Raw genomic sequence first — 26,997 nt, 5'->3', positions numbered from 1 at the left:
ATCAGAACTCGTAGGCCACGCGAAAATCCACCCGCTGTTCGCCCACGTCCACCGTGCCCTGCGAATACAGCGGATACCCCCAATCCAGCTCGCCCGTCACATGCTGAAACATCCGAAGCCTCAAACCCGCGCCGGCGGACGCAAGCCGATAAAAGCTCGGATTGGCCGGAAGCGGATCGACGATCCACAGATAGGCCCAGTCGAAAAACGCCAGCGCCCGCAGCTGATGCGTGAAACCCCATCCTTCCGCGATCAGCGCCGGGCTTTGCAGTTCGACCGACAGGTTCACGCCATGGTCGCCCAACTGCTGGGTTTGGTAGTAACCCCGGACGCTCTGCGGTCCGCCCACCGCGAACTGCTCGTTGCTGATGAGGGGCGAGTCGGTTACCTGCCCGGCCCCCTTGGCGAGGAACCGCAAGCCGAGCGGAAGCTCCCGCTCGTGTCTCAAATCGGCCGTGAAGTACAGATAATTCGCTCGGGCGCCGAAGCGCTTGTCCTCGAATTCCTTCTGCTCGTTTCCGAGTCCGCGGACGGAAAAATGGGAGGCAAGGCTCATGGCGGTCACGGCGGACTCGTCCCGCCACGTGCCGTCGTAGCTCAAGGTAAAGGGAGCGTAGGTGATGGGCGTGTTCTGCTGATCCTGCCCCACCAGGCTCAGGCCCTGATTGAATTCCTTGTAGTCGAATCCGAAAGTGAGGCTGTGAAAATAGCCGTCGAGCGGCTCTAGCGGTTTCACCACGCGCAAGCCGAAAATGTTGCCGGTACCCACTACCGACAAAGCTCCCGCGGTGGCGATCTGAGTGTTGGAACTGATGCCGACGCCATACAGTGCCAGCCGGGTATCGGCGATTCCGGTGGGCAACACGTAGGTTCCGGCCCACACTTCCACTTCGTCGTAGTTTTCGGGACTTACTTGGTATTGCAGGGACGCGCTATGGAAGCGCTGCCAGAGATTGTCGTAACGCAGCGAGGCGATCAGCCGGGAACGGCTCGTGCCCTCGCTGTTGCGGCCGTTCATCTCCACGCTGCCGTGCAGCGGTAATCGGTCCTTCACCTGCAACTCCACTTCCAGCTTGCCCGGCGTCGATCCCGCGCGGAGGATCGGCGTGATCTCCCGGTCCGGCGATTCGCCCCCTAGTTTTGCGAGCTGGCCCTGCACCGCCGGCATATTGGGAATCTCCCCTTTTGCGAGTGCCGGCACGCCCTCTCTGATCTTTCCGAGAGAGTAATATCGCGATCCGGTGATCTTGAGCCGCTCCACCTGTCCTTCCGTCACCTGGAGCCGAACGATGCCCTGATCGACGTCCTGTTCCGGAATATCCACCAAAACCGTCTGAAAGCCGGCTTTGTGGTATGCCGCTTCGAGCGCCTCCCGAGCCTTCTCCACGTCGTCGATGCTCTTGCCCGGCCCAAGAAAGGGGTAGACCGTCTTTTCGACGGTCTTCGATTCCAGCACGGTATTTCCCTCGACCAGGTATTCCATGACGTCGAAAATCGGCTGTTCCGCCGGAACTTCTGTCGCCGCATCGGGCGCGGCGGTGCCGGCGCCGGGCGGTTCCGCCCAGGCTTCGCCGAACCCCGACAAGAGAAGCACAAACAAGGACGTGCAACTTATCTTCGGCAAGCTCGAATTCGGAAAACGTATAAACAAGGTTTTTCTACTTCTTCTATCCGCCCCTGCGGGGCACCTTCGCAATCGCGGCTCGCCGGACCGAAAACATCCGTTAGGCCTCTCTTCGATCGCTCGCCGCACAAACGCAAGCGGGGGATGGGCGAAAAGCCCCATCCCCCTTCCCTGCCTTGGCCGCGAGCCGAATGGCCCGCGGCCCTTCAGGCATCCCAGCCGGTCCCTTGTCCTTTACAGATCCAACAGATTTTTGTTGGCAGTGGTGTTGACCGTCGGCGCGCGGCAGTTGTCCAGCGAAGAACCCTGTTTATGGGTCAGGTTGATCGTCGGATTGTTGGCCGCATCGAATGGGAAGGTCTGGGCGTTGGTGCCGTTGGTGCTGAGAGCCAGGAAGCCCGACTGGCCGAACGGATGGTTGAACTCCACGTTCAGGTCTTTCACGATCGACGGCTTGCTGGCGTCCTGAGCGATCTTCTGCAGGATCGTCAGCACGTCTCCCGTCGGGCCGCCCACCGAAGCCTTGCGCCACTGGAAGGTCTGCTCCACCCAGTCCGGGTAGCGGCCGGCAGCGACCTCGGCCAGCGTCGGCGCGGCGCCGTCGATCTTCACGAAGCGGTAGTTCTTGCGGGCAATGGGATTGCCGTTCTTATCCCTGCCGGAGTTCTTCTCCAGGCTCTGGATGCCGATCGCCCAGCGCTTGGACGTGTTACCAGATCCGCCGGTGTTGGTGCCGTCGTTGAAATCGGCCAGGCAGTTGTCCACGTCCCCGGAGCCCGACTGGCCGACGCCGTTCAGGGCGAGGTTGGTCGAGGGCACGATCGGTCCGCTCAAGTTATTGGTACCGCCCACCGGATTGACCGCGCCGCTCATGCACGGATTGTTCAGGAACACCGCGTTGGCTTGCGCCTGCGTGCCAGAACCGTCGACGCGGCGGCAGATGGCCACCTTGTTGTCGGTCAGATTCATGCCGCCGGAATAATTGTCGAAAAAGTTGACGGACGCCGCGCCGATCTGAACCTTGAACCGGTTCCAGTTCTGCACCTTGCCGGCCAGCAGCGAAGCCACTTGCTCGGAGCTGAGGCTGGGCATGCAATCGGGATTGCTGTCATCCCCCAGCGCGCAACCGGCGGGGATCCGGCCCTGGTCCATCTGCGCGTCCTGCAGGGCGGTATAAAGAGACAGCGTTACCGGAATGCCGAACACCAGGCCCGCGGCCGGGGTCACGTCCAGCAAGCTCGAAACCTGGGCGGTCGTGACATCCGGCTGCTTCACGCCGTCCTCCCTGGGCGCGTTGACCCCGCGGAACAGATCCGGGTTGACGTCGCTTACGCCGAGATCCGACTCGTGCAGAATGGTGTCGCCCGCGCTGCTGACTCGGCAGCGGTAGAAGCTGTCGGGCGCGGTCTTGGTGCAGTTGCCGTTGTTGATCTCCATGTGCGTGATCGCCTGATCGAGAATCAGCGGCGTTACGCCCTGCGCCGAGCCGCCCTGAGAACGCTTGTGGAACAACACGTTCGGATTTACGGTGCCGAGGCCGGTCACCTTGGTGGAGTCGAGCCGGCAGAAATAAGCCGAGTGCTGCGCTCCCGGCTTGGACGCGTTGGCGTTGTCGCGGTAGATATCCAGGGTTCCGGCCACGCAGAGTTCGGAAAAGAGCGCTTCCACGCCCTTGTCCTGTGCGGTGGCGCCGGATGCCCAGATTTCGATATCCACGGCCGCGCCGGGAGCGAGAGCGAAGGCTTCGCCGGCGCCGAGCAGCGCCGTTGCCGCCATGGCGACAGACAAACGATTGACTTTCATCGAATTTTCTCCGTTAAGGATATTTGGGAGATTACGCTTTCTGGCCGCGGCGGCTGACCAGGGTCAAGCCGGCCAGAGCGGAGCCAAGCAGATAGATCGCCGCGGGAACCGGTACCGGAGAGGAGCCGGCCGGGCCGAATTCCAGGGTGCCGTTGCTCGACAGCAGCCAGCGCCCGGCAATCTGATTGACGATGCCGTCGCTGTCGTCGCCGGTGTTATTGGTCACGTGGAAGAAAAGGGTTGCCAGGTCGACGCCGCCGGCGGTGGAGGCGAACACGCTGGGAGCGGCGCCCATCAGCGGACCCCAGTTGCCGTCGTCCCAGGACTGCGGCAGCCCGTTATCCACGACGCCCGACACGTTGTCGCCCAGCGCGGTGTTCAGTTTGCTGATATAGCCCTGAATGTTGGTAATCGTGGATAAAACATTACCGAAACCGCCGTTGAACGAAGACCCGGTAGCCAGAATACCCCATTGATCGATATTGGCACCGCCCTCGTCGAGGGTGTACACGGCGGCGATGTTGTACTGCAGGTCTGCCTTGCCGGCAAAGCCGGCATAATTGGCGTCAGCACCCAGATTGACGCTGAACGCCCAGTTCGAACCGGCGTTCAGCACGTCAGTGAGTGAAACGTCGAGATCGCGGAAGTAGGTGCGACCCAGGCCGCCGTTCGCGCTGGGATCGAAAATCGACACGAACAATTCGCCCACGTTCGGATACTGCCCATCGCTAATCGACGCTTCTGCGCCGGTGGCGCCCAAAGCCAATAGCACGCCGGCGGTAATCGCTTTCAGTTTGTTCATTTCCATGCCTTGTTTAAAATTGCGGTTGAAAATACCTTGCAGACGTCTTCTCAAGGTTTATCTGCAGGGCCGTTTTCGCCGGTCGCTTTTCGGCGACCGGCTTTTTTGTGCCGTTTTTCAGGCACCGAAAACAAAAAAGCCGGGCTGCCATCAACGTTGGTGTGGCAACCCGGCTATCTTGCAATCAAGACCCGTGGCTTTCCGGCCCCGCCTCGCGACGAGTGTGGCTTTGTCCTAGCAACCCTCCTGGACCGGGCTCCTGCTCCCCGGCCGCAACTGAACCGCACTGCGGTTTTCTTCCGTCCCTTTGAAGGCGAGACAGACTTTAATGTCGCTTTTTTACAACCAAGTTAAGTTTGTGTGACACCGATGAAATTTTTTGAAAAAACTCAACGCACGGCTCCCGCGCATCAACTAAGTCTTTGTTTTGGATTACATTTGCGTGCTGTGTTTTTTTTTCAAAACTTTAAGTCGCAGATGATTGCAAGCTGCCCCGGCTGTAGCTTTTTCGCTGAACGACTTTACGGATTCGCAACATGAAGGCGGGGGAATCGAGGAAGGGCACCGCCGGACCTGACTTCTTCCGAGCGCCTTGCCCGGCGCATCGGGTCGGTAGGTCGGCAATCCTTTGCCGACAAATCCCGTCGGGAAGGGTCGCGATTAAAGCGACCGTTTGCGATTGGAAGGGTGGCTCCGGCGCTCCTGGAAGGATCGGTTCGGTGCTCCCGAACCGATCGTTTGCGATTGGAGACACCGTTTGCGATTGGAAGGGATTCCCGACCTACTCCGCGGTTCGGTGCCAGCCGGCCCGCAACCGATTGATCCGGCATGCCTCCGTCGTTAGGCTGGTTCCCGAACTCCCGTTTGGGAACCGACGTTGAGAAGCTCCCGCTTCTCGATTCGAATGATGTTTCGAGAAGCTCGAGCTGCTCGGGTATAGCTCCCAGGCGGAAGCTTGGGAGCCAGCGAAAATCCATACCGGAATGGCGGTCCGCTGACCTGTATAGCAGCGACCGTTTGCCATCAAGCGCTGACGCTTAGCCGGGCCTGCATCCGAACGCCTTCGTCGGCAAGGGATTGCCGATCTACGGCCGCTCGTTTCGGCCTACATTTAGAGCCTTCCCAGTAGGTTTCAAAAACCCTTCGACTCTGCTCAGGACAGGCCCTTCGCCTCGGCTCAGGGCGAACGGCCTACTGAGATAGGTACTTAGAGGTACGGGCGGTTTCCCAAGCCGCATCGCTATACTTCGGTGAAAAACGATCGACTACCGGGATATGAGGTGGCGAAATTTCGCCGAGATGGGGCAAGATACGCTTCCTTCAAATCACCCCCGATAGCTCTTGAAACGCTTATTTTTATGGAGCGCCGCTTTTGCGGTCCTTGCCGTGGCGGGCGTCGAAATGGACCTGCTCCCCAATGCACGAACCTTGGAACTGGTCGGCCAGCGCTATGGCCTTGCGGCGGTGGAACGTCTGTCGGCGTGGCGCGACCTGGTTCTGCATCTGGGTGGTGCCGGCGAGCACGAGAAGCTGGCGCAGGTTAACGATTTCTTCAACCGGCTGCCGAACATCTCCGACTCTGACCAATGGGCGCGCCGCGACTACTGGGCGACTCCGGTGGAACTCCTGGCCGCCAACGGCGGCGACTGCGAGGATTTCGCCCTGGCCAAATATTTCACCCTTCGAGCGGCAGGAGTGGCTCCCGACCGATTGCGGGTCACTTATGTCCGGGTCTGGCGGCCACAGCTGAGCCGCATGGAGCCGCACATGGTCCTGGCCTACTATCCCGCCCCGGAATCCGAACCGCTGATTTTGGACAATCTGATCGGCGATATCCGGCCGGCCGCCGCGCGGACCGATCTAGCGCCGACCATGAGCTTCAATGCGGAGGGGTTGTGGTCGGCCAAGCAGCGCGGGCAGCATGGCAAGCTGGGTGAAGCGTCCGACATACGCCACTGGAACGATCTGTTGGCGCGCATGCACCACGAAAAGACGGGAGCGATTCGATGACGACGATGAGCCTGAAAACCCTGCTGGTCCTGCTGCTCGGTCTGCTGTTTCTGCTGCTGGGGCTGGCTCTTTTCGCCACCGGCCTGGTGAATACCCACGGCTTTCTGCAACGCCAGTTGCACGCTCATGCGCAAGAAACGGCAACCACTCTGGCGCTGGAACTATCGCCCGCGCTGGCGAGCAACGACACCGCGGCGGTGGCCAATGCGGTGGACGCTCTCTACGATAGCGGCTACTACCGGCGTATCGCCGTGATCCGCCCCAACGGCGAATCCGTCGTGGAGCGGGAACTCCCCTTGAAAGTGGACGGCGCTCCCGAGTGGTTCATCAGCCGCGTGCCGTTCGACGCTCCCGCGGGTCGGGCCGAATCGATGGCCGGCTGGAAACTTTCAGCCGTGGTCGACGTGGCCAGCCATCCCGGTTTCGGATATAGCCAACTTTGGCAGATGACCTGGTCCATCCTGGGCTGGACTCTGGGTTTCTGGCTGATCTCCGCGCTGCTGTCGGTATGGCTGCTGCAAAAGGCATTACGTCCGCTGGACCGGCTCGAAAATCTGGCGCTTCGCATCGGCGAAGGCAAGTTCGAGCCTTTGGCGGAGCTGCCCCGTATTCGCGAACTGCATCATATCGGCTCGGCGTTCAACCGTATGTCGGAAGCGGTGCGGCGCATGCTGAACGCGAAGATGGAAACCATCGAGAAACTACAGCGGGATCTCCACCACGACCGGCAAACCGGTCTTTTCAATCGCGCGTATTTTCTCGCATCGCTGGACGCGGCCCTGGCAATATCCGGAACGCAGCACGCCATTGCCATCCTTCAGCTCACCGGACTGGCGGAATGCAATCGCCGATTCGGACGCGATACGGGAGATCTTGTCGTCAAATTTCTCGCCGATGTTGTGGAAGCTGTCGCCGAAAAGACGCACGGCTCGGCGGCGCGAATAGACGGCGCGCAGTTTGCCGTGCTGTTGGAGCACGCCGATGCCGATTGCCTGAACGATCTGACCCATCACCTCGCCCAATCGACGGTGATGGCTTTGCTCGAGACCGGAATCGCTTCGTCCTGCACCGTCCATATCGGGGCGGCCCTCTCTTCCGGCGATAGCAGCACGGCACTTCTTGCCCGGGCGGACGCTGCGCTGCGCGACGCGCAGATGGGGTCCAGCGGGAGCTTTCGGATTGCGGAGGCAGATCCGACGCCGGGCGGGAGCGGCCGGCTCGCATTGCTGCGGCAGGCTTTGGACAACGGTCAAGTGGAACTGGAGCGGCAGCCGCTCATGTGCCGGAACGCTTCGGCACCCGAGCATTACGAGGTGTTCGCGCGCATCGTGACGGAAAATGGATTACGGCTTTCCGCGGGCGCCTTGGGGCACATTGCCGAGGAAACCGATCTGGCTCCGATGCTGGACAAACTTGTCGTCGCGCGCCTTCAGGAAGCGATGGCGGAAAAACCCGAAGCGGCGTGGTCCGTCAATTTGTCGGTGGCCACCATCATGCAGCCGGGATTCGCTCAATCTTTTAGACATAAAGTGCCCGCTCGATCAAATCTGGCCATAGAAGTCCCCTTGAATCGGCTGATTTTAGCCCCGCAAGCGGCCGAGTCCGTTAGCGAGCTCAGGAGAGACGGTTTTCGGTTCGTGCTGGATCGCTTCATGCCCTATCCCGGCGCACTGGCCTGGTTAAACGAATTGATGCCGGATTGGGTAAAGGTGGAAGGGGCTCTCTGCCGCCGGATATTCGATGACGCCGGCAATCAGGCCCTGCTCAAGGCGCTATGCCAATACGCACGAGAGTTGGGTATCCGCGTTGCCGCCACCGGCGTGGAACGGGAGGACGAGGCCGATCTGCTTTTTGGCCTCGGGTTCGACGCGGTGCAAGGCCGTGTGTTCGAGAAGGCGAGCTAGAACGTTTTCATACCTACTGTACGGGCACTGGCGAGTAGGTCGGGAATCCCTTCCCAATCGCAAACGGTCGCTTTAGTCGCGACCCTTCCAATCGCAAACGGCGTCTTCGGGAGCGCCGAAGCCCCCCTTCCCGACGCCGCCGTTGGGCCAACGGGTTCGTCGGCAAAGGATTGCCGACCTACGAAAGATTGAATCGATCTACCCTAGCCTGAATATTTCATCAGGACCTCAGTGAAGGTAGGAGGCCGGTCGCGTTCTGGGTTCGGGACCAGAAAAAGGCGTGTTGAGTGCTCGTTTGGGGTGAAAGTCTGAATTTCAGGCAAACGTCCCCCTTACCCCCAGAGAATCAACGTGCCGGGGAACCCACTCGGCCCGGCTCAGCCGGGGGCAAAGCGCTCGGCGATGTGCCAGAACAGCGCCTGCCAGGGGTAAGCATTCGGCAACAGGAAGCGAATGCGACGGGTATTTCGAAGGATCACGCCACCGATTTTGAGGAGCTTGCCCCTGAGAGTGGAACACTGCGCCCGAGCGAGTTCGGTACCGGCGAGGCCGAGGCGACGAAGGGCTTCCAACAAGAGGTAGCCGAGCGAGGCGAGCAGCAGCCGGAATTGGTTGGCCCACCAGACGTGACAACTGGTGCGGTCCGCGAACAAGCCGAGTTGCTGTTCCTTGATCCGGTTTTCCATGTCGCCCCGCGCACAATAGACGTCTTCGTACAGCGCTTGGGAGTCGCCCGCCAGGTTGGTGACCAGGAACCTTGGATTTTCGCCTTGGGGTCCATGCTCGGCTTTGAGGATCACCTGGCGGGGGTGTTTCCAGGTGCCGGCGGTATAGGCAAACTCACCGAAGACCCGCTGTTTTTCCGAGGTGGCGGCAAATTGGGTTTGCGCTGCCTGGCGCCAAGGCGCCGCAAGCTTCAAAAGGCGGTTGTTCTTGGCCAGGCCCACGAGATAACCGACGCCGTGGCGTTCGCACCAGGCCAGAATCCGCCGTCGGCAGAAGCCCGAATCGGCCCGGAAGATGATTTTCACCTCGGGCCAGACGGCACGCAGCCGTTGCACCAGAGCTTTCAGGATCGCCCCGGCGTGCTTGGCCGCGTCGATCTTCGAGGGCCTGAGATAGCTGACCAACAACTGATCGCCGCAAAAGACGTAAAGCGGCAGGAAGCAATAGTGGTCATAGTAGCCATGGAAGAACCGGCCTTCCTGATGCCCATGGACCGGATCATCGGTCGCGTCGAAATCCAGGATGAGCTGATCCGGCGGCGTCGGAAATGAAGCGATGAACTGCTCGACAAACACCTCATGGATCGCCAGGGCCGCCGCCCGATCCATCCGGTTTTCCAAGCGGCACAAGGTGGGGCTGGAGGCACCGGGCGACAGCCGTTCACAGGCCGTCTGCAACGCCAGGTCATGGCGCCAGGTGTCGTGATCGTTGAGGTCTTCATAGCCTTGGCACAGGCCATAAACCCGCTGTCGCAGCAGGTGGAGCACGGCGTGGGCACACCGGCTGGGATCACGCGGGTCCTTCAAGCGTTGGGCCACGCTGTCCAGCAAACCCAGCTTGCGATCGACCTGCCGCAACAGCAGCACTCCGGCATCGCTGGTCACAGCGCCCCGTCGAAGGCCACATCGATGCGGCGGCGTGCCACGGGCGCAAACAGCTCGATTTGTCCGGTACAATGTGTCACGGCGGAATCTCCTCACAAATTCGATGTCAGCAGTTGAATTTTAAGGGCTTTTCGATTCCGCCACCCCTCCTTTCATGAAATATCCAGGCTAGCCGAAGGCGCCAACGACGTCCGCCAAGCCTGTTTTGCCGTACGAGCGAGATGAAAACGCCCTAGAACGTTCTCCACCGTGGCTTAGCGGTGTGAATTGGGAAAGCCGCTCCGCACTCCAAAATGGCGGCCGGACTAAGTCAGTAGGTCGGGAATCCCTTCCCGACTTACTGGAGACGCTACACCAAACCGGAAAATTCGCCTGCCGGAGGGGATGTCTCTTCCCGGCGACGAACGGATCGCTTCAGACGCCTTGTAAATCCATTCGACATTCAAGCGAACATTATCGTAGGGTGGGTTAGCGAAGCGTAACCCACCGATCCGAGGCCGTTCGGTGGGTTACGGCCTCGCGGCCTAACCCGCCCTACAAAACAATTCCTGATTGAAAGCGATTTGGAAAAATACCTGAAACGGTGCGCCTGGGGTATTTTCCAGGCGTCAGCGAATTTTACGTCCACCGTAGATTTTCATCCTATCCCATTGATTCAGCGAAACACGAGTCCTTGGCTCAGAGTTTGCAGCTGAATCCTTAGAAATCCGAATCCGACGGGAGACTTTTCACCTAAACGCGGATCGACGTCGGACTGCTATTCAGCAAGCAGCTCACGCCGCCTGTTACGAAAACGCCGTATACGCCCTCTCGCATGTTCTGGTTCGCCATCGGTCCCGGAGCCGTCCGCCGGGGCCAAGAGCGACCACATTCCGAACCACCAATAGGCCGCCATCGAAATTTCTCAAAATGTCACAGACCCTTAACAAAATCTTCACAGAACTTCGATTTAATAAACAAAAACTGAAAGATTTTTTTGTCGTTGACCTTTTCGGCATGAAAGCGCCGGAAATCATCGAGCGACGCCCTGGAACCCAAAGGCATAGAAAGCGTGCTGTCGGTTGAGGGTGTACGACTGAAGCGACCTGCACTGGGTGTGTGCTGGTTCCCAAACTCCCGTTTGGGAACCGACGTTGAGAAGCGGGAGCTTCTCGGGCGGGGCGCCCAAGCCGAAGCTTGGGCGCCAGCGGAGAGGCCGTTTGGGATAGGAACGGTATATCGAGGCTTGTCAGAGCATTTTGGGGGGTATCAAAGGTCGTTCGGAAACAGCCTTATCTTGGTTATCTCGCCGAATCGATAAACCAGGCAGGGATAGGTGGAATTGGAGTGTGGAAATCCGGGCATCGTCGCCCGTCATACCTCTACGCGCCTTTCGCAGACGTATAGGGTCGCCGCTTTTGTAGGACGAGAGATACGAGGGAATGTTTGGAATTCGGGTTTTTCGTTGCGTTTTAAACTGACTGTAAGGAGTCACTGCTCATGAAGACATTTATCGGTGCAATCACAGGCATTTTTATCTTTTTCAGCGGGGCTGCCGCGCAGGCCGCCCTGCTGGAAGGCCAATCGGTTTATTTCCAGTTTGCGGACGAGGACCTGGATTACTTCGGGACACCGTCCATCGACGGCGATACCCTGAGCTTCGCCTTTTCCGATCGTTCTGCCGCCTCGGCTTCCCAGCGCCTAAGGGAAACCATGGAATTTCAGGTCATCGCCAAGGACGGATTTCTGATCGATCAGTTTCACTTGGCGGAGGGCGGCGACTACGCACTCGCCGGAAAGAACAGCAGCGTTTCGGCCAGCAGTCGGCTCCGGCTCGACGATTTTACCAACGACGAGCTGTTCCGCGACTCGGGTGAAAAATCCTTCCGCCTCGGCGGCAGCGGCGGCGAAAAGGCGGGCAGCTGGACCACGCTGTTCGAGCAGTCGATCGCCCGGAGCGAAGAACTGGACGTCCTCTTGACGACGATGCTGGGGGCCGTTCCGGTGGGCAGTCAGGGTGAGGCCTGGATCGATCTGAACGCGATCCGCGTGACCATCGGCGCGGTTCTGTCCGGCGGCGAACCGGCCCCGGTGCCTTTGCCCGCGGCCGTGTGGCTCTTGGCCTCCGGACTCGCCGGTTTGACCAGCGTGATGGCGGCCAAGAAAAATCAGGCACGCTGCTGAATCAAGGCGCAGATCTCGCCATTTTGGATCAGACTGCTCTCCGAGCCGCCGCTTTGCACGTCGATCGCGTTTGTCGGCAAAGGATTGCCGACCTGCGACGGCTGCCGAACTGGAATCGTAAGATGCCACTTAAGGAAGCTCTGATTAAGTCCTTCGACGGGCCTGTCCTGAGCCTGTCGAAGGGCCTGTCCTGAGCATCGTCGAAGGGCATGAACGGATTCCACTTGTTCAGAGCTTCCTTAAAAGCATCAATCCGCCACGGAATCGGTGCTTGCCTCTTGCGGCAAGGACGTAGGCGAATCGAGCGGCAACCGCACCACGAATTCACTGCCCTTTCCCTGCCCTTCGCTGCGGGCCTCGACCTGTCCGCCATGCAATTCGACGATTTTTTGCACGATGGTCAGCCCCAACCCCAATCCTCCCTGAGAGCGGTCCAGAGTGCGGTCGGCTTGAGTGAAGGCGTCGAACAGGCGGGGCAATAACGCGCTGGGAATTCCCTCTCCGGTATCGCGAACGCAAATAACCGCATTCCTATCTTCAACGAATGCGGTAAGCCAAATGAAGCCGCCTTCCGGGGTGTACTTGGCGGCATTCGATAAGAGGTTCGAGATTGCTTGTACCAGGCGCGCAGCGTCAATCTCGAGCCGAATCGGATCAGCAGGCAACGAAACCGTAAAACGGTGGTGGCGCTGGTCCATGAGCGGCTTACAGGTCTCAACCGCCTGATCGATCACCACCGTCAAATCCATAGGCACTCTGCGCAGAGTCAGCTTGCCTTGAACGATCCGCGAGACATCCAAAAGATCGTCCACGAGCCTCGCCAACTGAGTGACCTGCCGGTCGACCACGTCCCGTACCCATCGAAGCTGGGAGTCCGGCGCATCGAGTTTCCGCATGATCGCCATGGCGTTGCGTATGGGCGCCAGGGGATTCCGGAGTTCGTGCCCCAGCATGGCAAGAAACTCGTCCTTGCGACGCTCGGATTCGTGCAGGGCGCGATTGGCGGCCTCGAGCTGGAGAGCCCGCTCAGCCAGTTCGATTTGCGCCTTTCGTACGGCCGCTTCGGCCTTCTTCCGCTCGCTGACATCGATTATCGAGACCCAGTAATGAACATCCGTCCCGGAATCGTCTGGCGCGCCCATTCGACTGTCCAGCACGACCGGCAATCCTCGTCCCTCGACGGTTAGCAAGGTGAGCTCGGTCAGGCCGGTGCCGCATATCCGGCAGTCCCGGAGATGTTGCAGGAACTGATGGCGGTCTTGTTCGGCGATGAGGTAAAGAAAGAGAGAACCGAGGAAATGATCCCGTTGACCACCGAGCAGGCGCGCGCCGGTCGCGTTCAGGGCACGAATGATGCCGCACGCATCCAAACCTACGTAACCCACGGGCGCGAACTCATAGAAGTCCGCATAGCGGTTGCCGGAGAAGCCGTTCATTTGACAAGGCATCACTGATCTTGACTCCAGTTCCGTAGTAGGCGTGTACCACTGGCGAATCCTTTCGGCTGATACGACATTGATAGCGCCCTTTTGTTTCGGCCGATCGGATGGCGCGTGGCGAAAGGTCTGGAAAACTTGCGCTGTCATGGCTGCGTCATAACGTCTGGGCATGATCCGATGAGCTCGCCGGAAAAGAGACGTGAGCGACGAGGTCGAAGGACATCGTCTACGCCGCTACGACGAACTTCGATTCGCAAAAGTAATGTCGTCTTATTCCGAGAACCAACGGCCGGGAGACATTGAGCAAGCACGACCATCACGAGAAGGAATCTATCCCATGAAAATGCTGGAACTAATAAAAGTTGCCGATCTGTTTACCATCAGCAATCTGGCCTCCGGGCTGATGTCGATTTTCTTGGCCACCGAAGGCCATCCGGACTGGGCCTCCGGTTTCCTGGTGCTGGCCGTGCTCTTCGACAGCCTGGATGGCAAGATCGCGGCCCTACTTCACCAACAGAACCTGTTCGGCAAACAACTGGATTCGCTTGCCGACCTGGTGTCATTCGGCGTGGCTCCGGCGTTTCTCTATTTCTCGATCGACACCCATCACTGGATCAAGACACTGATCCTGATCATGTTCGTCACCTGCGGAATGCTGCGTTTGGCGCGCTACAACATTTCGCAGGGCAATGCCTTTGAAGGGGTTCCGATCACGGTCAACGGTGTCCTGTTCCCGACCCTGTTCCTGGTCGCCGCGTTCGTACCGGAAAGTGTCAATGCCTGGCCGATGATATTCCTGGTGCAAAGTTTCCTGATGGTTTCCAGCCTTAGAGTGCGGCGGCTTTTCTGAGTCCCTTTGTCTCCGCTGTAACGGGAGCACCGGCTCGCCCGATCAAGGCTAGGCACATCGAGACATGCAAGCTTGGCAGGCAACGGGTTCGCCAGCAAAGGATTGCCGGCCTACGAATGCTTGAATCCATTCACCCGAACTGAAGGCGCCAACGACTTCCGCCAAGCCTGTTTTGCCATACGAGCGCGATGAAAACGCTTTAGAGCGTTTTCCGAATCGGTGTAAGGGATTCGGATATGTAGGTCGGCAATCCCTTGCCAATCGCAAACGGTCGCTTTAGTCGCGACCCTTCCAATCGCAAACGGCATCTCTGGGAGCGCCAGAGCTGCCCTTCCAATCGCAAACGGGCCTTTAATCGGCCCCTTCCAATCGCAAACGGGCCTTTAATCGGCCCCTTCCAATCGCAAACGGGCCTTTAATCGGCCCCTTCCAATCGCAAACGGTCGCTTTAGTCGCGACCCTTCCGACAAAGCCCTTCGCCGAGCCGATACGTCGGCAAGGGATTGCCGACCTACGTTCTCCCCTCCTGGAACGAATCCGTACACCGGGATGGAAAACGCTCTAAAACACGAGCGTCCATCCCGGCTCGCGTGCCTGATCGCGCGTGTAGCTCACGCCGTGCACCTTCAGCCCTTCGGCATTGAGAAGCGAGATGATTCCGCCCTGGTTGGACAATTCGATGTCGGGCCGAACGTGGATGATCATCGGTTCGCCCGGATTCAGGGTGCCCGTCAGCGGCTTTCGGTGCTTGGCGCGGTCCAGCAGTGCCCAGCCGTCGAGATCGATAGGCCGTGGCGAGGTATTGAGCAGGATCACGGTTTCGTCTTCCGGCGATTCGATCGTATTGACCTTTGCCGCCACGATACGCACCAGGCCGTCCGGTACCGCATGGGTGGGAGGCCATACCGGCGTCGGCCGGGGCGGAAGGCCGTGTTCGGCGGGAGGACCGCCCGGCTCTTCGGGCAACATATGCCCGGTACGATCATCGGTATGAATCGCCTGCGACTGAAATTTCAGGAAGAGGGCCACCCATTCCTGCTGGTCCGCGTACCAGAACAGCAGCCCGCCGTCCTGCCAGACGCCGTCGTCCTTGACGAAATCGTCGGCATTGCCCTGATTCATGTGGATGTCGTGAACGCCGCGGCCGGGCGCGAAACCGAAGATCTTGTCGCGCTTGTTCTCCGGCCCCCAGGGCTCGCCGAACGCATACACCCAGGCGTTCTCGCTGGCCATGGCGCGCTGCACGTAGCGGTCGATCTTCTCGTTGAGGTCGTTGTCCGGGCCGGGCACGGAAAACGGGAGAGGCGTCATTTCGGCGAACGAGCCGAACAGATTGCCGCGGATGTAATCCAGCGCGACTCCGCCGGGCTTCGAGGGCAGCTTGTGCCAGCCCGGCTCCAGTTGTTCCAGCGACTCGGTTATGGGATGCCGGAAGTGCGGCACGATCAGGTAGGACAATTCCGACGGCCACAGCTTGGACTTGACGTTCACCGCCAGGCGGTACCGATCCTGATCGTCCACCGCCAGAATCTGATAATGGGGGTTGTCGCCGGTCCCGAGATGCCGATCGACCGGCGTCGCTCTCAAGACGCCATAATTTTTCAGGGGCATGGTGGCTTTCTCCGTGTTGAGTGATCGAGGTCATTCGTGCGCCATCGCCCGGCGCGATTTGTATTCCGGCGTACCCGGCGAGTAATGCTTGCGGGCCCAACCGGCATCGGACCGCAGCTTGAAGGTGCGGCGGCCGGAAGATGGCATTTCCCGGTCGCGGTAATACGCGGCGCGGGCCCGGTAGTGTTCGTACAGGCGGAAGAACTCCGCGAGATAGATCGCCGCGATGCGGCGGGAGCCCCGGATTTCCAGCAGGTTTTCGTCGTTCCGGTGCAGCGAGTTGTTGCTCATGTTGGCCGAACCGGAGTAGATCACCGGCTGAGCGGTTTCCCCGTCGATCACGATGAACTTGTGATGGATGATGACCGGCGGGAACGGCGGCGGCGCTTCCCCCGGAAACAGCATGAGTTCGGTATCGAAGCCCTCCGGGGTATCCGACCGGCGGAAACGCTCCGCGCCGATCACGTCGCGACCCTGGCGGGAGCGGTGGTAGAGTTCGAGCGCGGCGATCTGGTCCGCGCGGACGGCCTCGTCCGTTTTCGGCCTGGCGATCCGGTTGACCAGTCCGAACATCATCTTGCCGTTGTCCCCCGCCATGAAACAGGCGTCGCGAAGCTCGGCGTCGGTCGGCGTGAACAGGCAGAAAAGCACCGAACTCCTGGCCCGATGGATGGCTTCGACGATGGTGTCGATGGATTCGCGCTGGGAACTCGCTTCCGGCGAAAAGAAAACCCGCACCCCGGCATCGCCCACCGTAATCGGACTCGACCAGCGGGCATTCCGCGCCAGGGATGACAAAGGCGGATTGTCTTTGAGCCGCTTGAAGCGGTCGAAATATAGCCCGGCCAGGGCGGACGAATCGAAGGTGTGCATCAAATTCGCCTGGGTCGACAAAGCCCCCGTGGTGTAGTTGGCGGAACCGCACACGACCCGCGCTGCCGCGGGGCGACGGCCGGCCAACCCGCGGCCCGACACCAGGTATTTGTTGTGCATGATGGCGGCCTTGTCGCGGGGGAAAAACGCCACCCGGTCCTTCAGCCGGTCCACCGCCGGTTGATTGGGCGAAACCCTGTCACCGTCCGCCGATTCCGTTTTCTTTGCGTCGTAGACCAGGGCCAGGGAATGATTCCGGCTGAAAGTATCCAGCGCAGGAACGATGAACAGCTCGTCGGTCAGATGGTAGATCGCCCCGACCGCCTCTCTCGCCTGCCTGAGAAATGCCGGGACCACGCCGTCCAGACCGTTGGCCAGCCATCGGCGCAATTCGCGCGCCTGCTCCGCGCTGGGTTTGTCGTCGAGCTCCAGCCCCATGCCGCGCAGCTTCCGCATGAAACCCTGGGAGCTCAGCACCGCACGGTTGAACCAGGTGCCGATGTCGTGTTCGACTTCTGCCGGCAGCGTGACATCGAGCGTTCCCGCTGCTTCCGCAAGCGGCTGGAGATTCCCCGGCGTGCCGATCACCGGGAAAACCTCGTATCGAAAAACCGGATTGCGTCCGGCGCTCGCGGCCGCCCGGTCTTCATCGCCGATTCGTGCGTCCCACCAGAGAAACTTCTGGATCGGCGCTTCGTTGCTGGGAAAATCGGGCTGTTCCGGGTCGGCCGGACCGTTGAAGTCGATGCGGTTCAGAAGCCAGCTGGAAGGGGCGTACCGGCGCGTCGCGGGATCGCGAAATCCGGGTGTGCGCCTGGCGGCGAAACCCAGGAAATCCTTACGCCGGCTCCCCTCGTCCCAATCGAAGGCGAGCAAGATCATTCCCGGTGCCGGATATGCACGGATGGCGACCTTTTCCATATGCCCCCTATTATGTGCCCGGCCGTCAAGCGGCCGATACCGTTATCTCAAGGCTTTTGACGAACGACTCCGATAACCGGCGCCCGCGGCTCCTAGAGCATTTTCCAATTCGGTGTCAGAGAGCCCGATATGTAGGTCGGCAATCCCTTGCCGACGTACCGGCTCGGCAAAGGATTTTGTCGGCAAGGGATTGCCGACCTACGTTTTTCCCGCCCGACACGAAGCCGTACACCGGGATGAAAAACGCTCTAAGTACATTCCTCAAATATTTGCGGAATCTCGACAGATTGGCTTGGTTGGCGGGGTTGTCCTGCAGGTTGTCTATGCCGCAAGACTTCCCTGAATGTACTTAGCCCCTCATCCCACTCGAACACGAGATCGCAGCTTTTGCGGTTCATTGTCCAGGCATCCGCCGGCAACCCGCATGCGTCGTTCGGTTTACCGTATTAAACACCCGAAACCATTACAGCCCTGTGAAGTTTTCACCCGAGACCGACACACCGGGCGGCATCGCGCGGAGATATCCAAGCTCCGGTCTTCGCTGCTTACACTTTCGACGACCGAACTTATTATTAATCAGGCCCGTAAATACCCTCCTGGTATTTCGGGCCGCCGCCCAGGCCGGTACACGCCCGGCCTGGGCTCACGCGGCTTGTCGCCGCGCCGGGGCATCCCTGCCCCGGATTAACCCGGCCTATATTTATAGGCCGGGTTAATAACCTCCCGGTAATACAACTGTCAGGTCGCCTTAACACGGATGCTGTTTGATACACGGCGGTCCGCCGGGACTCGCCCGGCCTTTCTCAGGAACAAACCGAGGAATATGACACCATGAAACTCAACAAACTCGCCTGTGCCGTAACGCTGATCTTGGTCGGCGGCACCGCCTGCGCCGGCGCCGGGCCGGCCACGACGGTCAAGATCGTCGCTTTCAACGATTTCCACGGCCAGCTCGAATCGCCGGGCTCCTTCGGCGGCAAGCCGGCGGGCGGCGTGGACTGGATCGCCGGGTACGTGTCCAAGCTGAAAAGCGAGAACCGCTACACCACCGTGGTCTCCGCGGGCGATCTGATCGGCGCAACGCCCCTCGTTTCCGCCCTGTTCCACGACGAGCCCACCATCGAGACCATGAACATGGCCGGGCTGGAAATCAACGCCGTCGGGAACCACGAGTTCGACGAAGGCAAGGACGAGCTGAAGCGCATGCAGAAAGGCGGCTGCCATCCTACCGATCCGAACTCCTGCCAGGGCGCCTCGGTCGGCGCGCCTACCGCCGATGATGGTTCCTTTGCCGGCGCGGACTTCAAGTTCCTGGCCGCCAACGTGGTCGACACGGCTACCGGCAAGCCCGTTTTCCCGCCTTATGTCATCAAGAACTACGGCGGCGTCCGCGTGGCCTTCATCGGCATGACCCTCATGGAAACTCCCACCATCGTCACGCCGTCCGGCGTCTCCGGACTGGAATTCAAGGACGAGGCCGATACCGTCAACGCGTTGATCCCCAAATTGCGGCGGCAGCGGGTCGAAGCCATAGTCGTACTGATCCATCAGGGCGGCACCCAGCCCGTCGCCCAGAACGCCACGACCATGAACCAGTGCGCCGGCAACCTGGACGGAACCCCCATCAAACCCATCGTCAATCAACTGGACGATGCCGTGGACATGGTGATTTCCGGCCACACCCATCAGGCCTACAACTGCAGGATCGCGAACCGGGAGGGGCGTGAAATCCCGGTGACCAGCGCCAATTCCATCGGACGCATCCTGACCGACATTGACCTGACGATCGACCGGAAAACCCGTGACGTGACGGCAGTCAGCGCCACCAATATTCTGGTGGACCAGACCGACGCGACGGTCACCCCGGACGCCGGCATCAAGGCCGTCGTCGACGGCTACAAGGCACTGGCCCAGCCCATCGCCAACCGGGTAATCGGCGCCATCACCGCGGATATCACCCGCACAGCCAATGCGGCCGGCGAGTCCGCTCTGGGCGACGTCATCGCCGACGCGCAACTGAAAGCCACCGAAGCTCCGGGCTTCGGCGACGCGGTAGCCGCGTTCATGAATCCGGGCGGAATCCGTGCCGACCTAAGCTACGCGTCAAGCGCGACCGGCGAAGGCGACGGCAACGTAACCTACGGCGAAGCCTTTACCGTGCAGCCCTTCGGCAACAGCGTGGTGACCATGACCCTGACCGGAGCCCAGATCGAAATTCTGCTGGAACAGCAATTCACCGGCTGCGGCGCGGACAATGCGCCGGCCGCCTTTAACTATCCGGCCGGAGACTCCGGCCAGGCGTTCGACCGCATCCTGCAGGTCTCGAAGGGCTTCACCTATCAGTGGTCGGCCAGCGGTTCGCCTTGCGACAAGGTCGACCCGGCCAGCATCCGCCTAAACGGCGCGACCGTCGACCCGGCCGCGAACTATCGCGTCACCGTGAACAGCTTCCTCGCCGACGGCGGGGACAAGTTCTACGTCCTGAAGCTCGGCACCGATCGGCTCGGCGGCGCCCAGGACCTCGACGCCCTCGAAGCCTGGTTCAACCATCCGGAAGCCGATTCCGATCCGGCCGCGCCGGGCGTACAAATCGCGCCCGGTCCGCAAGACCGTATCGTGCGGATTCCCTGAAAAACCGGCGGCGGAGAGCTCCGGCCTCCGCCGCACCGTCTCTGAAACATAGAGCTCTACGCAAATTTTCGAATCCCGGAAACTCCGTTTTCAGGTTGTATTTATTCAACTCGGCATTGGAGTGAACATTCATCGTAGGATGGGTAGAGCGAAGCGAAACCCATCGATGGCGGGTTAGCCCCTCGGTTCCGCGTAACCCACCGATTGAAGGTCGTTCGGTGGGTTACGGCGCACGCGAAGCACAGTGATCGGCGATCGGTCAGTGCTGATGTGCGCCTACCCCCCCTACGAAACAATGCCTAATTGAACGCGATTTCGAATAACCTGCCGTCACTCGCCCTTCGGTCCCCATAAACTTACGGTGCCGGACACCTCGTTCGAAACGGCGATTAGAGGCTTGCCGGTCGGACTGTTATGGGCCGGCACGAAGTCGATCACTTCCGGGCCGCTGTCCGGCCCCACCGGCGTGGCTGCAAAATCGCGGTTTTGCAGGTATTGGACGATGGCCGGCGAGGCCGGATCGCCCAAATCGACCACGACCACCCCGCCCACGCGCTCGAGGCCGATGAACCCGTAGGTCCGGCCGTCCACCACACCGGTGGCGGCGGCTTCGGGCTCGGGGCCCTTGTTGTCGCTGCGGTCGTCGAAGGTGTTGGCCTCGTTGTTGGAATTGAAGTTGGCGGGCAGCTCCGCGGCGATGATCTGTTCGAGCTGATCTCCGCTGTCATAGACCAGGTCGCCGGTTTCGCCGTCCCACACCGAAAACGATCGGGCGCCGAAAGCGTAGACCGTCGATTCCGCATCCGACCCGGCGGCGGGCATCTTCGTGGTTACGGTGAGACGCCCCAGCGCAGCATTGTCGCGCAGTGCCGCCGTGAAGGAGTCATTGGTCGTAACGCTGCGCACACGGGCTTCTTCGGCGAGACCGGGATATTCGCGGGCGTCGCCCTCGTTGGCGGAGAGTACATAGTCCTTGCCGCCGATCCGGAAAGCGGCGAGCCCATCCGGCTGGTACATGCCGTAGACCCGCCCCTGAGGCCAGGTGCTGATGTTGACGGCATTGTCGCGGTCGCTGGCATCGAGGCCATTGCCGGCCTGCGAGTGGTCCTTGAAGCCGAGGTCGACGATTTTGTCCACCTCGAGGGCTTCGAGGTCGAGTATCGCGATGGCGTTGTTTTCCTGCAGCGACACCCAGGCCTTCCGGCCGTTTTCATCGACCGCGATGTATTCTGGCTCGAGATCGAGCGACGGCCGCGTGGACCCAAAGATGCGCACGCCCGGCGGCAGATCGCCGGCGCGCGGCTGATCCGGGTCGAAGGCTTGGAAACCGATCGTCTTCACCGAAAACTTGCGGCGGGGCAGTACGTCGATCACGCTTACCGAGCCCTCAGGATCGACATGGCCTTCTCCATATCCCGAAGGCTCGCCCTCGTTGGCGACCAAAACCCTCTTGCCGTCCGGCGTGAAAGTCACCATATCGGGGCCGGCGCCGACCTCGACCGCTCGCAGATTGGAACCGCCCGGCGAAAAGAAAACCACTTTGCCCGGTTCGGTGCCCGACTCCACTGCCGCCGCCACGAGCCCGTTCCCGACGGCGACGCTGGTGACTTCGGAACCGTACGCGGACAGGTCGAGCCGCTTGAGACGCACCGGTTGTTTCGGATCGGAGATGTCTACGATGTCGACCGAAGCGTTCGCGGCATTCGAAACGTACATCTTGTCGCCCTTGACGGCCACGATCTCGGCCGAGGTCTGGCCGGTCAGACCGGTGGCATAGCTGCCGACCGGCTCGAACGCGGGGCCTGCTGCGGCGACCGGGCCGGGCAGGATTCCCGCAAACAGGGCGGCGGCACCGACCGAGGTCGTCCGCGCCGCATCGAGCGCGCGAATGCCGCTCGCCAAGGCCCCCTCAAATTTCAAACGGAACAGTTTGGTTTTCATTCTTGTGACTCCGAGTTAGCGCAGGTGAAATGAACGCGGTTCAAAACAATCCTTCCAATGGCTGGACTATCCGAAAGTCGGGACGCTACTGGAGTCACGTTAAGGCGGTATGACAAGCCTGCTCCGGAGTATCGCCTAAGCCGGACCTACGCCTAACGCGGAAGGTCGCTTCAAGCGGAAAAAACGAACACCCGTAACACAAACTTAACCCATTTGAAAGAAAGCGAAGATACAGTGTCGCCAGCCTTACAAACGAGAAGTCGAGGAGACCGATCATGCTTGCTCATGTCAGAAAACCGCCAGTCGTTTTTGCATTGGCGCTCGGTCTTGGGTTGAGCCCGGCAGGGCATGCCGCCATCTGGAAAGCGACATTGAATCAATCCAATGCCGAATCCGTGTTTCCGGACAATGCGGATTACCTGACCGTGTTCATCCGGGACGGCAGCGATGCCGCCGGACTTTTGCTGAACGGCTATACGACGACGAGTGATGACGTCGTGTTCAGCGTCGACGCGCTTTCCGTGCTGGACTCGAAAGCGGGTACCAACTACGGTATCGATACTTTTGCATTCAACACCACATTAAACCCTGGCGGTTTCACCGCTAATAACTTCAAGTTGCCCAGCGGATGGAGCCTCGGGTCCGGCAATGCCGATGGCTTCGGCGATTTTGAACTCAAGACAGGCGGCGGCCAAGACCGCTACGATCCGGTCTGGTTCGCCATCACCGGGATCAACGGCGATAACGCAAACCACTATTTCGCTCTTTCCGGTAAAAACGCCGGCCAGGGCAATTATTACTTCGCCGCCCACGTCGGCGGTTTCAACGAAGCCCTGACCGGCGGAACGGGCGGCGCGTGGTTTGCAGGCTCGAACGGTCAACCGGGTACCGCGCCCGAACCTGTTCCCGTTCCCGCAGCTTTTTGGCTGTTCGGCTCCGCTGTCACCGGTTTCGCTTTCGCCTCCCGGCACTCCAAACCACGCCTCGTGTAAAAAGGGAGTCTTGAAGAAGAAAGACGCGAAGCCTATCGCTCATTGCCGGATGAAGAACGAGGTTGCGTGTAAATGATGGCCGATAGACGCGAACCGAAACACCGGGACCGTACGAGCGCCACTCACTCCGCGCCAATGGCTGGAGGTGCTCCTTGCCGCAGCCTGATCCTCGGCATTAGCGGTGCGCGGTAGAGCATCCGCCTCACTTGGGATGAAAGACCGATGCCACCGGGCCACTTGCGTGCTTGCAAAATAAGCAGCCGGTTTGACGGAGATCAAGTCTCGATCTGGATGCCGACTGCGGCGCTGGCTATCATGCCTTAGATGTTGACGCAGACCCGCCGGGTAGCCCGCAGACGGAGCGGATGATCCCCCGGGACGTCTCGCCTGCGCCAACCACGCACCTCCGACCTCACCCCGACCGTCCCGATCGCCGGGCGAAGCTTCGGGGGGGGCCGAGTTCAAGCTTTCCAACTAACGAGGAGTTGTCCTTATGAATAACCACCTTGGCGACGACCGATCGTGCCGCGCTTATTTCCACATCGTCGACATCGACCCCGCCACCGAGAGCGTCGTGATCCAATATGTCGAGAATGACTGGATACGAGGAATGGACCAGACTCGGCACCTGCCTTGGGTGGAGTTCTTGAACGGCTTGAGGGAGGGGCGCTATGAAATTCATCGCGCGAACTGACGACTGAGCCCCTTCGGCGGCAGCCGTCCGCTTCCTCCATGATCTTCCAAACGCATCCCACGCGGCGAATCGCGATCTCGGTCCGGCCTTCCGAACCCGCCGACAATCGACTCGGATTTCGAATCATCGCTGCCATCCCGAAATCATCCTGACGGATGAACCATGTTCGGCGTTCGATCCCATTGCGACGGCCAAAATCGAGCACCTGGCCGCGGAATTGAAGCGTCAATTCACCCTTGTAATCGTGACCCATTCGCTACAGCAGGCCGCGCGGGTTTCGGAGCGCATCGGATTTTTCCATCTGGGACGATTGATTGAAGTGGGGGAAACGGCCGAGGTCCTTACCCATCCGCGTCATCCCTTGACCAAAAGCTATATCACCGGCCGCATCGGCTGATTCCGAATTCCGATACCGGGCGCTTGACGCGACGACCGTATGCCCCTGACCTTTTTCGTAAAAGGGTTCTCGATGCCGCATTAGAGCGTTTTCATCTCGCTCGTACGGCAAAACAGGCTTGGCGGAAGTCGTGGCGCCTTCGGCTCGGGTGAATTGCTTCAATTCGTAGGTCGGCAATCCTTTGCCGACGAAGACGCGTGGCCGGGACGTGGCGTCGGGAAGGGATTCCCGACCTACAGGGTGCATGGTTGTAGGTCGGCAATCCCTTGCCGACGAACCCTTTGGCCCAACGGCGGCGTCGGGAAGGGTCGCGACTAAAGCGACCGTTTGCGATTGGGAAGGGATTCCCGACCTACTCGCGAATGCCCGTACAGTAGGTATAAAAATGCTCTAATCGAACTGCACGGCAGGATGGTCGATACTTTCAGCAGCCGAGAAGCGATCTCCACCCCCGGCCTACCGCCTCAAACGGTTCGCTGAACATGTGCCGTCGGCTGTCCGACGTTCACAATAAAATCACCGAGTATCCAGGTGAAGGATTCTCTTTTCCCGAATTCTTCGACGCGCCGAACGCATAGGTATTACCGTATTTTTATCGGCAGGTTTGATATTTTCCGTTTCGAGGTTGCGATCCGTTCTCTGATTCTGTTTAATTCGATTAACTGGATTTTCAAGGAATAAGATTATGCTGCTTTGGTTATTTCTGACCGCAGCTCTATTGTTAAGCATAGAACGGATAACCTACCTGTGGATTTGGCATCATCCTGATACCTTTAAGGCTGTCTGCAAATATCCCGCAATCGTTCGTTTTGGCGAGCCGATTTCCGCCCTGGAGAAGTTATTTTATATATTCAAGATATTGCAAATAGGGATATTCCTTGCCTGGTGCATGCTGCTAGGGAATACCCTGATTCCACTCCCCACCAGCAGTCTGGTTCCAATGTCATTGGGGATTGGGTTGATTGTTATCGGCCAAGTATTTAATTTCGGCGTCTTTTATCGCCTAGGGCGGTCCGGAGTGTTCTACGGCAACAAGTTCGGTTATGAAATCCAGTGGTGCAACGCCTTCCCATTTTCAGTGCTTAGCCACCCGCAATACGTCGGTACATTATTGTCGATTTGGGGCTTTTTTCTGGTCATGAGATTCCCTCATGACGACTGGATTCTGTTACCTCTTGTGGAGACTTTATATTACGGCGTCGGCGCGTACTATGAGCGTTGATCGATAAGGAAGCTCTGATTATTGCTTCGGCAGTTAAATCAGAATCATCTTTCGAATGCATCTCCGATCTTACCTTGTCCAATCAATGACTTGGGTTAATCGCAATTTGCCGAAAATCGCGCTTTAACTGCCGAAGCGATACTAAACGTAAACGAATGAATGTCACTTTGCTCGTCATTCCGGCATGGATTGCCGGAATCCAGAAACCAGGGATGGCAAGGCTGATACATCCATGTAACCTGGACCCCGGCATTCCCCGCCAGGGTGACGGTATAACTTTTCTTTCTTATCACTTAGTAAGTCCTTCGACAGGCTCAGGACGAACGGAAACGGATTGATTCCGTTCATGGTGAGCCTGTCGAACCATGAGCGGAATCGACTTATTCAGAGTTTCCATAACGGGAGCATCAGCAGTCGTCGCCCCATGCGGATGACGGCGCCCTGTTCCAGCTGAGGGCAGAGCTTGAACCCGTTGGGCGCCAAAACGATGATCGTCGAACCATGCTGAAACCACCCTAGTTCGTCACCTTTACGAAATGGCGCTTTGCATGGAATCACGTTAGGGCCGCGGTACCTGAGGTGCAGCAGAACATCCAGGAAATGAAGCCGTATGCTGGCCACGAGCACGGCGGCAACGGGCACCAAAGCGATTAGGTGGTTGCCGGGGCTCAACCGCGTCCGCAGTACGGCGCGCTCGTTCTTGCAAAAAAGACCCGGTATTCGCCTGAGGGCAACCGGATTGACATTCCAGGTGTCTCCCGAAATGTAGGTAACCTGATCGATCTCGCAGTCATACGGCGCGTGGAACCGGTGGTACATGCCGGAAGTGAGCCGTAAGGTCACGTAATAGCCATTACGGTAATGGCTTGCCAATTCCCCATCACAAACCAGTTCGTTCAGGGCGTACGGGATGCCTTTGGCCTGAAACAGCGTCGTGCCTTCGATATCGCCATGTGCCCCTATGATGGCGTCGCACGGACTGACCAGAACGCCGGGATCATCGTCGACGGGACGGGCGCCTTCCTTAAGTTCGCGGGTGAAGCATTCGTGCATGCTGCGGAACTTCGTTTTCTTGGCGTCGCTCAGGTCGACTTGGGCAAACAGCCGCCACAAGGCAATGGATAGACGACAGACCAGAGGATGCTCGATTTGGCTGAACCAACCCACGAACCGCGTGAGAAATTGGCGCGGAATGCGATTGGTCAGCAAAAAATTGACATCGTCCTGTTGGGTAATTTGCGCGATTAGGGAGCGTAAGGTCATTGTTTGTAGGGCTTTGTACTATCGGTGCTCATCTCCAAAAGCCACAGGACACGCATTATTGTTCCGGCAGTCGCGAGCGATGCCTGTCCTGAGCCCGGTCGAAGGGCGCTTCCCGATGGTCGGCACATCCTACGGACTGCATTTGTCGAAGATCGCTTCTTTGTGCCAAAGCAATAACTACGGAATCATGCGAGTCATCCGGCTGTCATCGTTCAGTCAGGAAATTGCATTAACTCTGTAACACTCG

At 59.5% G+C, this 26,997-nt stretch carries 16 protein-coding genes, 2 pseudogenes and 1 riboswitch; of the genes and pseudogenes, 9 read left to right on the top strand and 9 right to left on the bottom strand.

What is annotated here, in order from left to right:
* Position 1 precedes the first annotated feature (1 nt).
* From ACR2TX_RS09670 to ACR2TX_RS09660, 3 genes are all read right to left on the bottom strand, one after another.
* The gene (locus tag ACR2TX_RS09670) at positions 2–1,624 is read right to left on the bottom strand and encodes a ShlB/FhaC/HecB family hemolysin secretion/activation protein (protein WP_434131979.1); all 1,623 of its coding nucleotides are present in this window, start codon (positions 1,622–1,624) and stop codon (positions 2–4) included.
* Positions 1,625–1,858: 234 nt separating this feature from the next.
* Positions 1,859–3,427 carry a hypothetical protein gene (locus ACR2TX_RS09665; protein WP_434131977.1) on the bottom strand — a complete coding sequence of 523 codons (1,569 nt, stop codon included), beginning with the start codon at positions 3,425–3,427 and terminating at the stop codon, positions 1,859–1,861.
* A 31-nt stretch (positions 3,428–3,458) separates the two neighbouring features.
* Positions 3,459–4,229, bottom strand: coding sequence for a VPLPA-CTERM sorting domain-containing protein (locus tag ACR2TX_RS09660; protein ID WP_434111400.1), 771 nt, complete (start codon positions 4,227–4,229; stop codon positions 3,459–3,461).
* Between the two features lie 160 nt (positions 4,230–4,389).
* A riboswitch (cyclic di-GMP riboswitch) is annotated at positions 4,390–4,467 on the bottom strand.
* A gap of 1,103 nt (positions 4,468–5,570) precedes the next feature.
* Here ACR2TX_RS09660 and ACR2TX_RS09655 point away from each other — a divergent pair.
* Positions 5,571–6,239, top strand: a complete 669-nt coding sequence (locus ACR2TX_RS09655) for a transglutaminase-like cysteine peptidase (RefSeq protein ID WP_434131974.1) — start codon at positions 5,571–5,573, stop codon at positions 6,237–6,239.
* Positions 6,236–8,143, top strand: a complete 1,908-nt coding sequence (locus ACR2TX_RS09650) for a bifunctional diguanylate cyclase/phosphodiesterase (protein ID WP_434131972.1) — start codon at positions 6,236–6,238, stop codon at positions 8,141–8,143. Before ACR2TX_RS09655 ends, ACR2TX_RS09650 begins: the two co-directional genes overlap by 4 nt.
* Before the next feature lie 377 nt (positions 8,144–8,520).
* On the opposite strand, the pseudogene ACR2TX_RS09645 reads toward ACR2TX_RS09650, so the two are convergent.
* Positions 8,521–9,833: pseudogene (locus tag ACR2TX_RS09645) on the bottom strand (IS1380 family transposase).
* A 1,399-nt stretch (positions 9,834–11,232) separates the two neighbouring features.
* On the opposite strand from ACR2TX_RS09645, the gene ACR2TX_RS09640 reads away from it, so the two are divergent.
* Complete coding sequence (locus tag ACR2TX_RS09640; RefSeq protein ID WP_434131968.1) at positions 11,233–11,916, top strand: VPLPA-CTERM sorting domain-containing protein; 684 nt, start codon at positions 11,233–11,235, stop codon at positions 11,914–11,916.
* A 248-nt stretch (positions 11,917–12,164) separates the two neighbouring features.
* Here ACR2TX_RS09640 and ACR2TX_RS09635 read toward each other — a convergent pair whose 3' ends face one another.
* Positions 12,165–13,364: a PAS domain-containing sensor histidine kinase gene (locus ACR2TX_RS09635; protein ID WP_347258800.1), complete on the bottom strand. Its 1,200-nt coding sequence runs from the start codon at positions 13,362–13,364 to the stop codon at positions 12,165–12,167.
* 328 nt (positions 13,365–13,692) lie between these two features.
* On the opposite strand from ACR2TX_RS09635, the gene pssA reads away from it, so the two are divergent.
* Positions 13,693–14,205, top strand: a complete 513-nt coding sequence (gene pssA, locus ACR2TX_RS09630) for a CDP-diacylglycerol--serine O-phosphatidyltransferase (protein WP_077730081.1) — start codon at positions 13,693–13,695, stop codon at positions 14,203–14,205.
* A 561-nt stretch (positions 14,206–14,766) separates the two neighbouring features.
* Here the strand turns inward: pssA and ACR2TX_RS09625 are convergent.
* Positions 14,767–15,816, bottom strand: a complete 1,050-nt coding sequence (locus tag ACR2TX_RS09625; RefSeq protein WP_077730061.1) for a DUF2278 family protein — start codon at positions 15,814–15,816, stop codon at positions 14,767–14,769.
* A gap of 30 nt (positions 15,817–15,846) precedes the next feature.
* The gene (locus ACR2TX_RS09620; protein WP_434131966.1) at positions 15,847–17,610 is read right to left on the bottom strand and encodes a phospholipase D-like domain-containing protein; all 1,764 of its coding nucleotides are present in this window, start codon (positions 17,608–17,610) and stop codon (positions 15,847–15,849) included.
* An 831-nt stretch (positions 17,611–18,441) separates the two neighbouring features.
* Here ACR2TX_RS09620 and ACR2TX_RS09615 point away from each other — a divergent pair.
* The gene (locus ACR2TX_RS09615; RefSeq protein WP_434131964.1) at positions 18,442–20,241 is read left to right on the top strand and encodes a bifunctional metallophosphatase/5'-nucleotidase; all 1,800 of its coding nucleotides are present in this window, start codon (positions 18,442–18,444) and stop codon (positions 20,239–20,241) included.
* 330 nt (positions 20,242–20,571) lie between these two features.
* Here the strand turns inward: ACR2TX_RS09615 and ACR2TX_RS09610 are convergent, their stop codons facing one another.
* Entirely contained in the window at positions 20,572–22,182 is a 1,611-nt protein-coding gene (locus ACR2TX_RS09610) for a choice-of-anchor I family protein (protein WP_434131962.1), read from the bottom strand.
* Between the two features lie 275 nt (positions 22,183–22,457).
* On the opposite strand from ACR2TX_RS09610, the gene ACR2TX_RS09605 reads away from it, so the two are divergent.
* From ACR2TX_RS09605 to ACR2TX_RS09590, 4 genes and pseudogenes are all read left to right on the top strand, one after another.
* Entirely contained in the window at positions 22,458–23,174 is a 717-nt protein-coding gene (locus ACR2TX_RS09605) for a hypothetical protein (RefSeq protein WP_434131959.1), read from the top strand.
* A gap of 493 nt (positions 23,175–23,667) precedes the next feature.
* Positions 23,668–23,868: a hypothetical protein gene (locus tag ACR2TX_RS09600; protein ID WP_077730057.1), complete on the top strand. Its 201-nt coding sequence runs from the start codon at positions 23,668–23,670 to the stop codon at positions 23,866–23,868.
* 136 nt (positions 23,869–24,004) lie between these two features.
* Positions 24,005–24,265, top strand: a pseudogene (locus tag ACR2TX_RS09595) (phosphate ABC transporter ATP-binding protein); the annotation flags it as partial.
* 685 nt (positions 24,266–24,950) lie between these two features.
* Positions 24,951–25,487, top strand: coding sequence for a methyltransferase (locus ACR2TX_RS09590; protein WP_210024315.1), 537 nt, complete (start codon positions 24,951–24,953; stop codon positions 25,485–25,487).
* Positions 25,488–25,871: 384 nt separating this feature from the next.
* On the opposite strand, the gene asd is transcribed toward ACR2TX_RS09590, so the two are convergent.
* The gene (gene asd / locus ACR2TX_RS09585; RefSeq protein WP_077730055.1) at positions 25,872–26,750 is read right to left on the bottom strand and encodes an archaetidylserine decarboxylase; all 879 of its coding nucleotides are present in this window, start codon (positions 26,748–26,750) and stop codon (positions 25,872–25,874) included.
* Between the last annotated feature and the right edge of the window lie 247 nt (positions 26,751–26,997).

Origin of the sequence: Methylocaldum sp. GT1BB (assembly GCF_051027545.1) — a bacterium.
In the GTDB taxonomy this organism is placed as follows: Bacteria; Pseudomonadota; Gammaproteobacteria; order Methylococcales; family Methylococcaceae; genus Methylocaldum.
The sequence above is the reverse complement of the archived record's forward strand: the minus strand, read 5'-3'. Positions and strand labels throughout refer to the sequence as shown.

Coding starts and splice junctions, on each gene's coding strand:
- ACR2TX_RS09600 (WP_077730057.1), top strand. CDS start 23,668: ATGAATAACCACCTTGGCGACGACCGATCGTGCCGCGCTTATTTCCAC.
- ACR2TX_RS09640 (WP_434131968.1), top strand. CDS start 11,233: ATGAAGACATTTATCGGTGCAATCACAGGCATTTTTATCTTTTTCAGC.
- ACR2TX_RS09590 (WP_210024315.1), top strand. CDS start 24,951: ATGCTGCTTTGGTTATTTCTGACCGCAGCTCTATTGTTAAGCATAGAA.
- ACR2TX_RS09650 (WP_434131972.1), top strand. CDS start 6,236: ATGACGACGATGAGCCTGAAAACCCTGCTGGTCCTGCTGCTCGGTCTG.
- ACR2TX_RS09625 (WP_077730061.1), bottom strand. CDS start 15,816: ATGCCCCTGAAAAATTATGGCGTCTTGAGAGCGACGCCGGTCGATCGG.
- ACR2TX_RS09660 (WP_434111400.1), bottom strand. CDS start 4,229: ATGAACAAACTGAAAGCGATTACCGCCGGCGTGCTATTGGCTTTGGGC.
- ACR2TX_RS09620 (WP_434131966.1), bottom strand. CDS start 17,610: ATGGAAAAGGTCGCCATCCGTGCATATCCGGCACCGGGAATGATCTTG.
- asd (WP_077730055.1), bottom strand. CDS start 26,750: ATGACCTTACGCTCCCTAATCGCGCAAATTACCCAACAGGACGATGTC.
- ACR2TX_RS09615 (WP_434131964.1), top strand. CDS start 18,442: ATGAAACTCAACAAACTCGCCTGTGCCGTAACGCTGATCTTGGTCGGC.
- ACR2TX_RS09605 (WP_434131959.1), top strand. CDS start 22,458: ATGCTTGCTCATGTCAGAAAACCGCCAGTCGTTTTTGCATTGGCGCTC.
- pssA (WP_077730081.1), top strand. CDS start 13,693: ATGAAAATGCTGGAACTAATAAAAGTTGCCGATCTGTTTACCATCAGC.
- ACR2TX_RS09665 (WP_434131977.1), bottom strand. CDS start 3,427: ATGAAAGTCAATCGTTTGTCTGTCGCCATGGCGGCAACGGCGCTGCTC.
- ACR2TX_RS09610 (WP_434131962.1), bottom strand. CDS start 22,182: ATGAAAACCAAACTGTTCCGTTTGAAATTTGAGGGGGCCTTGGCGAGC.
- ACR2TX_RS09635 (WP_347258800.1), bottom strand. CDS start 13,364: ATGCCTTGTCAAATGAACGGCTTCTCCGGCAACCGCTATGCGGACTTC.